Raw genomic sequence first — 13,787 nt, 5'->3', positions numbered from 1 at the left:
CGCCAATGACTCTAGACTCGATTCAGGCTCCACGCCGTGTATCCTGTCCAAAAGTGATAATCCCGGAGCACTGCCCATGACCAGCACCGCGCAGTTTCGCAGTTTCGCCGAGTTCTATCCGTATTACCTGGGGGAACACAGCAACCCCACCTGCCGACGCCTGCACTTCGTCGGCACCAGCCTGGTGATTGCCTTGCTCGCCTATACCCTCGGCAGCGGCAAGTGGCTGCTGCTGCTGGCCGTACCGTTTTGCGGGTACGGCTTCGCCTGGGTCGGGCATTTCTTCTACGAGCGGAACAAACCGGCGACGTTCAAGCATCCGTGGTACAGCCTGGTCGGCGATTTCGCCATGTTCCGCGACATCCTGCTCGGCAGGATCAGCCTCTAGGCCGGCTCGCGCAGGGCCGTCGCGGCTTCGGCCTGGCGGGCCTGTGCGTCGGCCAGCCGATACAGCTCGATACTGCCATCCCAGTGCTCGATCAACGCCGTGCACGACTCTACCCAATCTCCGCAGTTGAGGTATTCCACCTCCCCCACCTGGCGAATCTCGGCATGGTGGATGTGCCCACAGACCACACCATGAAAACCGCGACGGGTACATTCATGGGCAATCGCATCCTCGAAGTCGCTGATGAAGTTCACCGCGCCTTTGACCTTGTGCTTGAGGTACGCCGACAGCGACCAGTAGCCATACCCATAGCGCGCACGCCAATGGTTGAGCCAGCGGTTGAGCACCAGGGTGAATTCGTAGGCACGGTCGCCGAGGAAGGCCAGCCAGCGGTGATAACGGGTGATCACGTCGAACTGGTCGCCATGGATCACCAACAGGCGACGGCCGTCGGCGGTCAGGTGCTCGGCCTCGTCCACCAGCTGGATGTTGCCCAGCATCAGCTTCGAGTAACGCCGCAGGAACTCGTCATGGTTACCGGTGACGTAGATCACCTCGGTGCCGCGCTTGCTCATGGTCAGCAAGCGGCGGATGACATTGGTGTGGGCCTGCGGCCAGTAAATGCCGCTGCGCAGCTTCCAGCCATCGATGATATCGCCGACCAGGTAGACGCGGTCGGCCTGGTAGCCCTTGAGGAACTGCGACAGGTGTTCGGCCTGGCAGTCACGAGTGCCCAGGTGCACGTCGGATATCCACAAGGTGCGCACGCGCTGCTTGCGTGACGGGCGAGAGAGTTCGACATGGGTCATGGGCAGGCTCCGGCGCTGTTTGCTGGAGACTGGCAGGCACAGATGACAGGTTGGTGGCAGGGATGTGACGAGTGATGGTCTGCCAGGAATGCGGCACAATGGCTGACAGCCCCACGAGGATGCCCCATGGCCGGCCCGATACTTTCCTTGCGCCACTACCGCGATGAGCTGATCGCCCACAGTCACGAACACCCGCAATTGGTGTTCGGCCTGCACGGCCGCCTGGATTTCGAGGTGCAGGGCCACGGCGCCAGGGTGGCCCGCCAGGGGCTGATGGTGGTACCCGCTGGCGCCCATCACACTTGCGGCAGCGACGTCGGCAGCGATTGCCTGGTGCTGGATGTGCCCGGAGAGCACTGGTTGCACGAGCAACTGGGGGCGCATGCCGATGCCAGCCGACGCCTGCTCGACCAGCCAGGCGCACTGGGGCTGGATGATCGCCAGCAGCAACTGGTGGACTGGCTGGCAGCGAGCCCCATGGACGACCCGCTGATCGCCCGGCAAGGCGCGGTGCTGTTGCTGGCCAGCCTCAACCCCAGCGCCTCGGCCAAGGTCACACCCAGCCAGCGCCTGCCCTATGCTGCATTCGATGCGCATATCGAACAGCACGCAGCGCACCCCTTGCAGGTGGCCGACCTGGCGCGCATCGCCGGTGTATCCAGCACCCGGCTGCATGCACGGTTTAGCGCCGAGTGCGGCATGACGCCGATGGACTACATCCGCCAGCGGCGCCTGCTCAAGGCCAGGCGGCTGGTCACCCAGACCTTGCTGCCGATGGGTGAGATTGCGGCGCGGGTGGGGTACAGCTCGCAGAGTGCGTTTTCGGCGGCGATGCTGCGGGCGTTTGGCTGCTCGCCGCTGGCCATGCGGCGAGAGCCTGGCGACAACTGACGGCAGGATGGCGACAGAACGTGTTGGCCTGTGGCTTTACACTTTGCTGCACCGGCCCTTTCGCGGGCACGCCCGCTCCCACAGGTACAGTGTTGCTCTGAAGGGCAGTGATATTCCTGTGGGAGCGGGTTTACCCGCGAAAGGGCCGGTACAGCCAGTAAAGAATCAAAGGACTTGCAATGAACCACCGCACTGCCCTCGGCGCCCTGCACATCGGCGCGTTGTTCTTCGGCCTGACCGGCGTCTTCGGCAAACTGGCCGCCAGCGCCAGCCCGGCAATCATCGTCTTCGGCCGCGCCGCCTTCGCCGTGCTGGCCCTGGCGCTGTTTGCCAGCCTCACCGGCCCCGGCTGGCGACGCCTGAGCGGCCAGGACATTCGCCGCCTGCTGCTCGGCGGCGTGCTGCTGGCCGGCCATTGGGTCAGTTTCTTCATCGCCGTGAAAGTCGGCGGCGTGGCCATCGCGACCCTGGGCTTTGCCAGCTTCCCGGCTTTCACGGTGATCCTCGAAGGCCTGCTGTTCCGCGAGCGCATCCGTCGCAACGAAGGCGTGCTGGTGGTGCTGGTCAGCATCGGCCTGATCCTGGTCACCCCGGCATTCGACCTGGCCAGCCAGGCCACCGGCGGCCTGCTCTGGGCCTTGCTCTCCGGCTTGCTGTTCTCGCTGCTGTCGCTGACCAACCGTGCCGGCTCCGGGCGCTTGCCCGCCGTGCAGGCGGCGCTGTGGCAAAACCTGGTAGTCGGCTTGTGCCTGCTGCCCTTCGCGGGTCCGGGGCTGAGCCAGGTCGCCAGCCTGGACTGGTTGTGGATCGCCTTGCTCGGGGTCTTCTGCACCGGCGTCGCCCACAGCCTGTTCGTGGCCAGCCTGGCGGTGATCAAGGCGCGCACAGCCGCCGTGGTGTTCGCCATGGAGCCGGTCTATGGCATCGCCGTGGCCTGGGCGGTATTTGCCGAAACGCCAACCCTGCGCATGCTGCTGGGCGGCGTGCTGATCATCTTCGCCATCGTGCTGTCGAGCCGCATGGCCGCCGAACAGCCAGCCCGGCAAAAGGTCGTGGCCGAGGGCACCTGATCAGCGATCGTTGTGGCCCAGGTCGCGCTGCGGGTCGATCTGGTCGCGCACGCGCTGCTTGAGTACCTTGGCCTCGGGGAAGCCCCCGCCGGCCTTGCGCTCCCAGATCTGCACGCCATCGCAGGTGATGCGGAAGATGCCGCCGGTACCCGGCTCCAACGCCACCCGGGCAAGGTCGTCGCTGAAGGTGCTGAGCAGTTCCTGGGCTAACCAGGCGGCGCGCAGCAGCCATTGGCACTGCGTGCAATATGTGATGACGATTTCCGGCTTGTTGTCGGCCATGCTGAGGCATCTCCAGGTGAGGGGCCGCTTATACTAGCGGTCTTTAGCCTTCGGTTTGAGACTCACGATGCGCCGCCTGCTGTTATGCCTTCTGCTGATGCTCACTGCCCTCACCGTATTCGCCGCCGAGCCTGCCCGCCCCAAGGTCGGCCTGGTGTTGTCTGGCGGTGCCGCCCGTGGCCTGGCCCATATTGGCGTGCTCAAGGCCCTGGAGGAACAGGGCGTGCACATCGATGCCATCGCCGGCACCAGCATGGGCGCCGTGGTGGGTGGGCTGTATGCCTCCGGCTACAGTGTCGAGGAACTGGAAAAACTCGCCACCACGCTGGACTGGCAGCAGGCGCTGTCCGATGCACCGCCACGCAAGGACGTACCGTTCCGGCGCAAGCAGGATGACCGCGACTTCCTGGTCAAACAGAAACTAAGCTTCCGCGACGACGGCAGCCTTGGCTTGCCGCTGGGCGTTATCCAGGGCCAGAACCTGGCGCTGCTGCTGGAAAGCAAGCTGGCCCACACCGCCGACACCCGCGACTTCGACAAGCTGCCGATCCCCTTCCGCGCCGTGGCCACCGACATCGCCAGCGGCGAGAAGGTGGTGTTCAGCCGTGGCCACCTGCCGCAGGTGATTCGCGCAAGCATGTCGATCCCCGCCGTGTTCGCCCCGGTCGAGCTGGATGGCCGCCTGCTGGTGGATGGCGGCATGACCGACAACATCCCGCTCGACGTGGCCCGGAAGATGGGCGTCGACCTGGCCATCGTGGTCGATATCGGCACCCCGCTGCGCGACCGCAAACAACTGACCACGGTGGTCGACGTGCTCAACCAGTCGATCACCCTGATGACCCGGCGCAATTCCGAGGAACAGCTGGCCAGCCTGCACCGCGACGACATCCTGATCCAGCCACAGCTGGCCGCCTACGGCGTCACCGACTTCGGCCGTGCCCAGGACATGATCGACGCCGGCTATCGCGCCACCCGGCTGCTCGACACGCGCCTGGCCGCGCTGCGCCAACCAGAGCGCGACGCCAGCCTGGCCGTGGCCCGCTCGCCAGGCCAGCGCACGCCAGTGATCACCGCAATCAGGATTGAGAACGACTCGAAAGTCAGCGACGACGTGATCCGCTATTACATTCGCCAGCCGATTGGCGAACCACTGGCACTCGACCGCCTGCAGACCGACATGGGCACCCTGTATGGCCTGGACTACTTCGACCGGGTGCAGTACCGCGTGGTGCACAAGGGCGACGACAACATCCTGGTGATCAACGCCCGCGGCAAGCGCGGCGGCACCGACTACCTGCGCCTGGGCCTGAACCTGTCGGACGACCTGCGCGGTGACAGCGCCTTCAACCTCGGCGCCAGCTACCGCATGAACGGCATCAACCGACTGGGCGCGGAATGGCTGACCCGTGCCCAGATTGGTGACCAGCAGGAGTTGTACAGCGAGTTCTACCAGCCGCTGGACGTGGGTTCGCGCTACTTCGTCGCGCCCTATCTTGACCTCGGCTCGCAGAACATCGAAGCGACCCTGGACAACGACCCGATCGCCGAGTACCGGCTTGAACGCTATGGTTTCGGCCTTAACGTCGGCCGCCAGATTGGCACTTCCGGCGAGGTGCGCCTGGGCGTGGGCAAGGCCTGGGGCAAGGCCGAGGTGCGTGTCGGCGACCAGGACCTGCCCAGCGTCAGCTTCAACGAAGGCTTCTACGAGCTGAAATACTCGTTCGACACCCTCGACAACGTGTACTTCCCGCACCAGGGTGAGGACATCGGGCTGACCTTTCGCAAGTACGACAAGTCGCTGGATTCGGACGAGGACTACCGGCAGTGGCTGCTGAACCTGGACAAGGCATTCAGCGTCGGCCCGAACACCTTCGTGCTGGGTGGGCGCTATGGACGCACGCTGGACCCAACGGAGGTGGTGACGTCGAGCTTCGTGCTGGGTGGCGCGAGGGAGCTGTCGGGCTTCCGCCAGGACTCGGTGTCAGGGCAGAACGTCAGCCTGCTGCGGATGGTGTACTACCGGCGCCTGACGCCGCGCGCCTATCTGCCGCTGGACTTCCCGCTGTATATCGGTGGGTCGCTTGAGCGTGGGCGGGCGTGGAACAATGACAATGCGTTCGACAGCGGCTACATCAATGCGGCGAGCATCTTCCTGGGGCTGGAGACGCCGCTTGGGCCGTTGAACCTGAGTTATGGGGCCAACACGGCGAATGAGCAGGCGGTGTACCTGAACCTGGGGCATACCTTCTAAATGATCAGGGCCGCTTTGCGGCCCCTTCGCGACACAAGGCCGCTCCTACAGAAGTATGCGATCCCCTGTAGGAGCGGCCTCGTGTCGCTGCGAAGCAGCCCCACAAGACTCAGGATTTTTCGAGGTTGGCGAGAATCTTGGCATGCACCCGCATGCACACTTCCAGATCGGCTTCATCCACGCCCGTGAACAGCTCCAGGCGCAAGGCATTGGCGATGGTCTCGATCTGCTCGATCAGCGGCTTGGCCGGTGGGCACAGCTGGATCTTCTTCGCCCGCCGATCCTCCATCACCGCCTGGCGACGCACCAGCCCCTGGCCTTCCAGGCTGTCGAGCAGTCGTGCCAGCGTCGGGCCCTCAACGCCCACGCTCTGCGCCAGCTCGCGCTGGGTGGGCGCCTCTTCGAAACGGGCCAGGTGCAACAACACCAACCAGCGCGCCTGGGACAGATTGAGCCCGGCCAGGCGGCGATCCAGCTCGGCACGCCAGCCACGGGACATCTGCGCCAGCTGCATGCCGAAGCGGTGTTGGTTGTCGGTCAGGGGCATAAGCAACTCATAGACTAGAACTAATTATTAGTCAGCTAACCATGCTCCGGGACATCAGGCAAGGCTGCCCGCCCCGGAAACGTCCGATAATCGTCAAAAAGGATGACAAACATCAGCAGTTGACTGAAATGCCGCCCATCAGAGTTCGAACTCCGCCGCCAGCGCCGCACGCACACAGTACAGCACGCCTTCCGGCACCCGTGCACCGAACAAGGGGGCAATCGCCGATACCGGCGGCAACTCGCCCTCGCCATCGAGGAAGGCATCCTGCACTTCCATCATCAGGTCTTCCGGCAGGTCCAGTGCCTGCTCCAGGCTCAGCTCCTGGCGGCCAAGGGCTTCGGCCAGCAGGCTGTAGACGTTCTTCTCGCTGCAGTTGAGCTGCCCGGCGATCTGCGCCGGGGTCATGCCGGCGCGGGCCAGGCTGACCAGTTCGTGGCGCAGGTCGAGCACCACCTTCGGCGCCTCCTCGGTGCCACCGGCACCATTGAGTACTTCGAGGAAGGCCTGGCCATAGCGCTCCAGCTTGCGCGCACCCACGCCGCTGACCTGGGCCATGTCGCTGAGGCTGGTCGGCTGGCTGCGGAGCATTTCCAGCAAGGTGGAATCGGGAAAGATGACGTAGGGCGGCACGCTGTGCTCTTCGGCCAACTTGCGCCGCAGGGTGCGCAGCGCCTCCCACAGCTCGCGCTCCTCGGCGCGCACCAGCTGGCTGGCCGGGCTGCCGCCGCTGGAGGACGTCTTGGCCACGGTCTGTGGCTTGAGGTCGCGGCGCAGCTGCAGGTTCACCTCGCCGCGCAGCAGCGGCCGGCAGCTGTCGGACAGGCGCAAGCCACCGTAGCCTTCCAGGTCGATGTCGACCAGGCCGCGCGCCACCAGCTGGCGGAACAACGAACGCCACTCGGCCTCGGCCAGGCCCTTGCCGACCCCGAACACCGAAAGCTTCTCGTGGCCGAAGTTGCGCACCTTCTCGGTGTCCTTGCCCAGCAGCACGTCGACCAGGTGGCCAACGCCGTAGCGCTGGCCGGTGCGGAACACCGCCGACAGGGCCTGACGGGCCGGCTCGGTGGCGTCCCAGGTCTGGATCTGGTCGACGCAATTGTCGCAGTGGCCGCACGGCTGTTCGAGGGTTTCGTCGAAATAGGCCAGCAGCGACTGACGGCGGCAGCGGGTTTCTTCGCACAGGGCCAGCATGGCGTCGAGCTTGTGCTGCTCGATGCGTTTGTGGCGCTCGTCACCTTCGGAGTTCTGCAGCATCTGCTTGAGCATCACCATGTCCTGCAGGCCGTAGGCCATCCAGGCATCCGACGGCAGGCCGTCACGGCCGGCACGGCCGGTTTCCTGGTAATAGGCCTCGAGCGACTTGGGCAGGTCGAGGTGGGCAACGAAGCGCACGTTGGGCTTGTCGATGCCCATGCCGAAGGCAATGGTGGCGACCATGATCAGCCCTTCCTCGTTGAGGAAGCGGTGCTGGTTGGCCGCGCGCGTCTCGGCGGCAAGGCCGGCGTGGTATGGCAAGGCCGGGAAACCTTGCTCGCAGAGGAACGCAGCGGTCTCATCGACCTTCTTGCGCGACAGGCAGTACACGATGCCAGCGTTGCCGCGGCGCTCGCCGAGGAAGGCCATCAGCTGCTTGCGTGGCGCCTCCTTGGGCACGATGCGGTAGAAGATGTTCGGCCGGTCGAAACTCGACAGGAAGCGCTCGGCCCCCTGCAAGTGCAGGCGCTGGACGATCTCCTCGCGGGTTCGCATGTCGGCGGTGGCTGTCAGGGCGATCCGCGGCACATGGGGGAACAGTTCGGCCAGTTGCCCCAGTTGCAGGTACTCGGGGCGGAAGTCATGGCCCCACTGCGAGACACAGTGAGCTTCGTCGATGGCGAACAGCGAGATGTCGAGGTCACGCAGGAAGTCCAGCATGCGCGGCTGCACCAGGCGCTCAGGCGCCAGGTAGAGCATCTTCACCTCGCCCCGGCGCAGGCGCCCGGCCAGGTCACGCTGCTGCTCCGGGCTCAGGGTGGAATTCAGCGCCGCCGCAGCGACGCCGAGTTCGTCGAGGGTGGCGACCTGGTCGTCCATCAGCGCGATCAGCGGCGACACCACCACCGTCAGGCCCGGGCGCAACAAGCCAGGCACCTGGAAGCACAGGGACTTGCCGCCACCGGTAGGCATCAGCACCAAGGCATCGCCGCCATTGGCCACGCATTCGATGATCGCTGCCTGGCGCCCACGGAAACTGTCGTAACCGAAGATATCCTTGAGAACGCGCTGAGCCTGTTCGAGCATGTGCAACTCCACAAATCGCCGTACCATCCTGGACACAGGCTGGACGAAAAACCCGCCCCGCACACGCCAAAAGCGTAAGCGGCTTTTGCCAGAGGGTCGGGAAAACCCGCCCCTGGATGAAAAACGGCGGAGTATACCGTAGTGACGGCCCGCACAGGATGCCCGGTGACGGACGTTCCCTTTGCCCCGCTGCCGCCGCAAGGTGCTAGAATTCACTATCGTTTATTCCCCAAGGTAGCCCTGTAATGTCCTTCGCCGAGCAACTGACCCGCCTGCAAGCCTTCCTCGACGCCGACGAGCTGCACGAAGAAGCGCTGGACTACGTCGCCGCACACGGCTACCTGACCGCGCTGTCGATCTGCTCCGAGGACGTCCCCGAGCGTGAATGGATCGACGCGCTGTTCGCCGAAGAACCTCATTACGCCAGCGATGCCCAGCGCACCGAGATCGAAGCGACGCTGGTGGCCCTCAAAGGCCACATCGCCCGCCAGCTGGCCAGCGACGAAGAATTCGACCTGCCATGCGAGCTGGACCTGACCGACGAGCCGGACGATTCCGACCTGCGTGGCTGGTGCATCGGCTTCATGGAAGGCGTGTTCCTGCGTGAAGAGGCCTGGTTCGAGAACGCCGAGGAAGAAGTCAGCGAAATGCTGCTGCCGATCATGGTCGGTTCCGGCCTGTTCGACGAACAACCCGAGTTCGCCGACATCGCCAGCAACGCCAACCTGCAGGACGACATGATCGTGCAGATCCCGGAAGCACTGAGCGCGCTGTTCCTGCTGCTGCACGCTCCAGACGAGAAGCCGGCGCTGCTCAAGCCACGCCACCACTGAGTCGGCCGTGCGCTACCTGCTGCTGGCCATCGGCTGGCTCAGTGTTGCGCTGGGGGTGCTGGGGATCTTCCTGCCGGTGTTGCCCACCACCCCGTTTCTGCTGCTGGCGGCGGCATGCTTCGCCCGCAGCTCACCGCGCTTTCACGATTGGCTGGTCAACCATCCCAAGCTTGGCCCGTGGATACGTGACTACCTGAGTGGCGAGGGCATTCCGCTCAAGGGCAAGGTCTACGCCATCGGGCTGATGTGGGCGAGCATCGGCTTGTCCTGCTACCTGGTGCCGTTGTTCTGGGCCAGGACCTTCATGCTCACCAGTGCGGTGCTGGTGACTGCCTACATCCTCAAGCAGAAGACCTTGCGTCGCTCAGGCTGAGCCCTGCTATCGCCTGTTCCGGCCTCTTCGCGGGGCAAGCCCGCTCCTACAGGTATGCGATGGCCTGTGTAGGAGCGGGCTTGCCCCGCGAAGAGGCCGGACCTGCTTACACCGTATCCACCTTCAACGAATGGTCATTGATCATCCCGTTGATGATGGTCGCCGTATCCTGCCCCGCCGAAATCACTCCGCCCGCCCCTGCCGTCACGCCATAGTGCTGGGCCAGGTCGACGCCAGCCAGCTCGATGGTCTGGGTCGGCGCCGCCCCCGCCACGCTGCTGACCTCGATGGTCGAGACCACATTGCTGCCGCTGCCACTGACCTTGAAGTGCAAGTAGTCATCCAGCGACGCCGCCGTGGCATTCTCGCCCTGCAGCAGCTGCGACAGGTCCAGGTGGTCGCTGCCCGGGGTGAAGTCGGTGACCGTGTCATGCCCGGTGTCGCCCTTCTGCCAGACGAAGGTGTCGTTGCCATTGCCGCCGGTCATGACGTCGTTGCCCGGCCCGCCGATGAGGATGTCGTTGCCATCGCCGCCCTTGAGTACATCGTTGCCCAGGCCGCCGTTGAGCAGGTTGTCGCCGGCATCACCGATCAAGGTGTCGTTGTAGTCGGAGCCGATCAGGTTCTCGATGCCGGTCAAGGTATCGATGCCGGCGGCACCGGTATTCTGCGGGCCAATATGGCTCAGGTCGACCGTCACCCCGCCAGTGGCAGAGGCATAGCTGGCGGTATCGTTGCCCGCCCCGCCATCGAGCAGGTCGTTGCCGAGGCCGCCGATCAACAGGTCATTGCCGTTGCCACCGTGCAGAATGTCATTGCCAGCGCCCCCCACCAGCACATCATGGCCGTCACCCCCGTTGAGAAGGGTGTCGGCGTTGCTTGCCATCAACACATCATCACCGGCCGTGCCATTCAGGGTTGTCCCGGCCTGGTAGGTGATATCCACCGCACCGGTAGCACTGCCGCCATGGCCATCGCTGACCGTGTAGCTGGCCTGGTGCACGTCGTTCACGGCGTTGCTGTAGTCGACCACCAGGCTCAGTTTGTAACTCTCGGCAGCCTTGCTGTGGTCCGACGGGTTGATCTGATTGACCACATGGATGCTGTACACACCGTCATGGCTGGCGGTGAAGCTGCCGCCGTCGGCAATGGGCTGGTAGCTGCCGTTGGCATCCTTCCACTCCAGGCTGACGTTGCCGTCTGGCCGGTCATGGTCAAGTTGCAGGGTCTCGCCCTTGCGCAGGCTGACGGTGATCACATCCTCGCCGTTGGCGTTGCTGCTGTTGATGTTGCCGAGGTAGCCGAGTACCACCAGCGCCGCAGTCATGCTGCCGGACGCCGTGGTGAAGGCGCTGCGCTCCAGGGCTTTGAACTGGTTGTCGAGCGTGTTGCCATGGCCATCGAAGGAGATGCTCGAAACGCTGTTGCCGAGGGTGAAGCCTGCCCCCTTGCTGGCAAAGTTCGTGTCGACGGTGATCGGCGCCGCACTGAGACGGTCGTTGTCGGCGTCGCTGTCGTTGGCCAGCAGCGCTTCGGACGGCACGGTGATACTGGCACCGGTGATATTGGTAATCACATGGTCCGCGCCTGCCACCGGCGCATGATTGCCATTGATCAGCACCAGCAAGTCGGCGCTGCTGGTATCGCCGTCATTGTCACTGACCATGAAGCCGAAGCGTTCGGACTGCAAGTAGTCAGCGCCCTTGGGCGGCGTGTAGGTGAACTCGCCGCTGTCCATGTTCACCAGCAGGCTGCCACCCAGGCTGGTCTTGATGGTGAGCGTATTACCGGTGGTATCGAAGCTGGCGTTGTCTGCGCCACCGCTGGCCAGGTATCCGCCCTGCCCCGCGTTGGCTTTCGGGTCGTACGTGTAGGTGGTGCCGTCCACCAGCAGTGCCTTGATGAAACCGCCATCGGCGCCAAAGGTGCCATCGCTGAGCAGGCTGCCGGTAATCGGCGAACCCTGAACGGTGCCTGACAGCACACCATAGAGTTGGTTGAAGTCGGTGACGATTACCGCGTTGGTGTCGGTATGGCTGCTGCCGTCGTAGGCCAACGGGTTCAGGTTGCCGGCATTGATATCCTTGCCCAGGCCAATGGCGTATGACTTGATGCCATTGCTGTCGAGGAACGTTTCCCAGATGGATTCGCTGGAAGCGGTGATGGCATGCCCGGAGCTGGGCTCGCCATCGGAGAAGAAGTAGCTGACGTTCTGCGCGCCGGCCAGTTTGCCATTTTGGGCAAAGGCCGTCTGGGCAGCCGTGGCCGCGCTGTCGTAGTAGGTCGAACCACCCGCGTGCAGGCCGTTGACGATCGACTTGGCGACGTCAACGCTGACCCACTCGGCCGCCTGGATCTGCGCGCCACCACTGAAGGTGACGATCTGCACCTTGATGTCGCCCATGTCGTCGTACTTGTCGAGCAGCGCAGCGATCGCCTGCTTGGCCGCCTCCATGCGGGTCAGGCCAGGTATGCCTGAAGCAGAGTCCATGCTGCCGGACACATCGATCACCAGCAGGATGTTGGAGTCCACCTGGCCCGGCGTGATGCTGCGCTCGGCGCAGACCGCATTGGGTACATCGTCGACGATGGTGATGGCGATGTTGCTGGTGATGCTGTGGCCCAGCGAATCGGTGGCCTTGTAAGTGAAGTATTCGACTGTCGAATCGGCACCCGGCGTATTGGCGGGCGAGGTCAGCGTGTAGGTATAGCTGCCGTCAGGGTTGATGCTGATCTGACCATACTGGCCGACAGCGTTGCCCACCAGGCTGTAGGTCAGCGCCCCCACGCCACCGGACACCGAGCCCACCAGCGAGCCGGACGCCGTTTCGCCGGTCGAGTTCGGGTCACTGCCGATGGCGCTGCCTGCCGCCAGGTCGTTGCCATCCTTGTGCAGGTCCAGGGCTTTCTCGAACACCGTGACATCGCGGTCCTCGCAGGCCACGAGCCTTGCGTCGTGCACGTTGATGGTCAGGGTAGTGGTGCTTTCGTCGCCATCGGCATCGCGGATGGTGTAGACGAAGCGGTCGACGGCATCCCGTGGCGACGCCACGTCGGGGTTGGAGTGGTAGACCGCGTTGCCCTTCTCGTCGATGGTCAGGTAGCCGTACTGGCCGTTCACCTGGCTGTTCAACTGGCCGATGGCAGACGTGGAGGTATCACTGCCGGCACGCACGCCGACCACGTAGTTGCCATCGCCGCGCACGTCGGCACCCACCACATCGTTGTACAGCACATTGCCGCTCACCTCGTCGCCCTTGTAGACGCTGACAGCATCGCAATGGGCCTGGGGCACGTCGTCGACAATGCTGATGACAATGGTGCTGGTGGCCGAGTGACCGTAAGCGTCCTGAACCTGATAGGTAAAGGATTCAGTGACGGTGTTGGCGCCATCGTTGGCATGGGTGGGTGAGTTGGCCGGCGAGGTCAGGGTATAGGTGTAGCTGCCGTCGGCATTCAGGTGAATCTGGCCATATTGGCCGACAGCATTGCTGATAAGGCTGTAGGACAAGGCGCCTATGCCACCACTGGCCAAGCCGGCCAGGCTGCCAGAGGCGGTTTCGAGGGGCGATGTCGGATCGCTGCCGGTGACCGTACCTGCGGCCAGATCGCTGCCATCCTTGCTCATGTCCAGGGCTTTCTCGAACACCGCAGCTTGGCCATCCATGCACACTTCGATGCGCGGGTCATGCACATTGATGGTGATCGTCGTGGTGCTTTCGTCGCCATCGGCATCGCGGATGGTGTAGACGAAGGTGTCGACGGCATCCCGCGGCGACACCACGTCCGGGTTGGAGTGGTAGACCGCGTTGCCCTTTTCGTCGATGGTCAGGTAGCCGTACTGGCCGTTCACCTGGGTGTTCAGCTGGCCGATGGCAGACGTGGAGGTATCACTGCCGGCACGCACGCCGACCACATAGTTGCCGTCGCTGCGCACGTCGGCACCGACCACATCGTTGTACAGCACATTGCCGCGCACCTCGTCGCCCTTGTACACGCTGGTGTAATCGCTGTGGGCTTGCGGCACGTCGTCGACGATGGTGATGACGATGGTGCT

General features: G+C 64.2%; 11 protein-coding genes. 6 read left to right on the top strand and 5 right to left on the bottom strand.

Annotated elements, in window-relative coordinates:
• The first annotated feature begins 76 nt into the window (after positions 1-76).
• Positions 77-388 carry a DUF962 domain-containing protein gene (locus J7573_RS23255; RefSeq protein ID WP_294340662.1) on the top strand — a complete coding sequence of 104 codons (312 nt, stop codon included), beginning with the start codon at positions 77-79 and terminating at the stop codon, positions 386-388.
• On the opposite strand, the gene J7573_RS23250 is transcribed toward J7573_RS23255, so the two are convergent.
• Positions 385-1,197 (bottom strand): UDP-2,3-diacylglucosamine diphosphatase, encoded by an 813-nt coding sequence (locus J7573_RS23250; RefSeq protein WP_159411591.1) that lies wholly within the window; start codon positions 1,195-1,197, stop codon positions 385-387. The two genes, J7573_RS23255 and J7573_RS23250, sit on opposite strands and share 4 nt — an antisense overlap.
• Positions 1,198-1,323: 126 nt before the next feature.
• Between J7573_RS23250 and J7573_RS23245 the strand changes: the two genes are divergently transcribed.
• Together J7573_RS23245 and J7573_RS23240 are read left to right on the top strand one after the other, a co-directional pair.
• Complete coding sequence (locus J7573_RS23245; RefSeq protein ID WP_294340661.1) at positions 1,324-2,088, top strand: AraC family transcriptional regulator; 765 nt, start codon at positions 1,324-1,326, stop codon at positions 2,086-2,088.
• A gap of 179 nt (positions 2,089-2,267) precedes the next feature.
• Entirely contained in the window at positions 2,268-3,158 is an 891-nt protein-coding gene (locus J7573_RS23240; protein ID WP_294340660.1) for a DMT family transporter, read from the top strand.
• Here J7573_RS23240 and J7573_RS23235 read toward each other — a convergent pair whose 3' ends face one another.
• The gene (locus tag J7573_RS23235; RefSeq protein ID WP_294340659.1) at positions 3,159-3,440 is read right to left on the bottom strand and encodes a SelT/SelW/SelH family protein; all 282 of its coding nucleotides are present in this window, start codon (positions 3,438-3,440) and stop codon (positions 3,159-3,161) included.
• A 67-nt stretch (positions 3,441-3,507) separates the two neighbouring features.
• On the opposite strand from J7573_RS23235, the gene J7573_RS23230 reads away from it, so the two are divergent.
• Entirely contained in the window at positions 3,508-5,694 is a 2,187-nt protein-coding gene (locus J7573_RS23230) for a patatin-like phospholipase family protein (RefSeq protein ID WP_294340658.1), read from the top strand.
• A gap of 109 nt (positions 5,695-5,803) precedes the next feature.
• Here the strand turns inward: J7573_RS23230 and J7573_RS23225 are convergent, their stop codons facing one another.
• Both J7573_RS23225 and recQ read right to left on the bottom strand, forming a co-directional pair.
• Positions 5,804-6,241 (bottom strand): MarR family transcriptional regulator, encoded by a 438-nt coding sequence (locus J7573_RS23225; RefSeq protein ID WP_103446399.1) that lies wholly within the window; start codon positions 6,239-6,241, stop codon positions 5,804-5,806.
• Between the two features lie 138 nt (positions 6,242-6,379).
• Positions 6,380-8,524 (bottom strand): DNA helicase RecQ, encoded by a 2,145-nt coding sequence (recQ, locus tag J7573_RS23220; protein WP_294340657.1) that lies wholly within the window; start codon positions 8,522-8,524, stop codon positions 6,380-6,382.
• Positions 8,525-8,769: 245 nt separating this feature from the next.
• Between recQ and J7573_RS23215 the strand changes: the two genes are divergently transcribed.
• Both J7573_RS23215 and J7573_RS23210 read left to right on the top strand, forming a co-directional pair.
• Complete coding sequence (locus J7573_RS23215) at positions 8,770-9,357, top strand: YecA family protein (RefSeq protein ID WP_039602166.1); 588 nt, start codon at positions 8,770-8,772, stop codon at positions 9,355-9,357.
• A gap of 7 nt (positions 9,358-9,364) precedes the next feature.
• Positions 9,365-9,730 (top strand): YbaN family protein, encoded by a 366-nt coding sequence (locus tag J7573_RS23210; RefSeq protein WP_294340656.1) that lies wholly within the window; start codon positions 9,365-9,367, stop codon positions 9,728-9,730.
• Between the two features lie 106 nt (positions 9,731-9,836).
• Here the strand turns inward: J7573_RS23210 and J7573_RS23205 are convergent.
• The coding region (locus J7573_RS23205; protein ID WP_294340655.1) for a VCBS domain-containing protein at positions 9,837-13,787 on the bottom strand (3,951 nt) is incomplete at its 5' end.

This window comes from Pseudomonas sp. (assembly GCF_017744435.1).
In the GTDB taxonomy this organism is placed as follows: Bacteria; Pseudomonadota; Gammaproteobacteria; order Pseudomonadales; family Pseudomonadaceae; genus Aquipseudomonas.
Note: the sequence above shows the minus strand (reverse complement) of the source record. Positions and strands in the feature narration are given on the sequence as shown.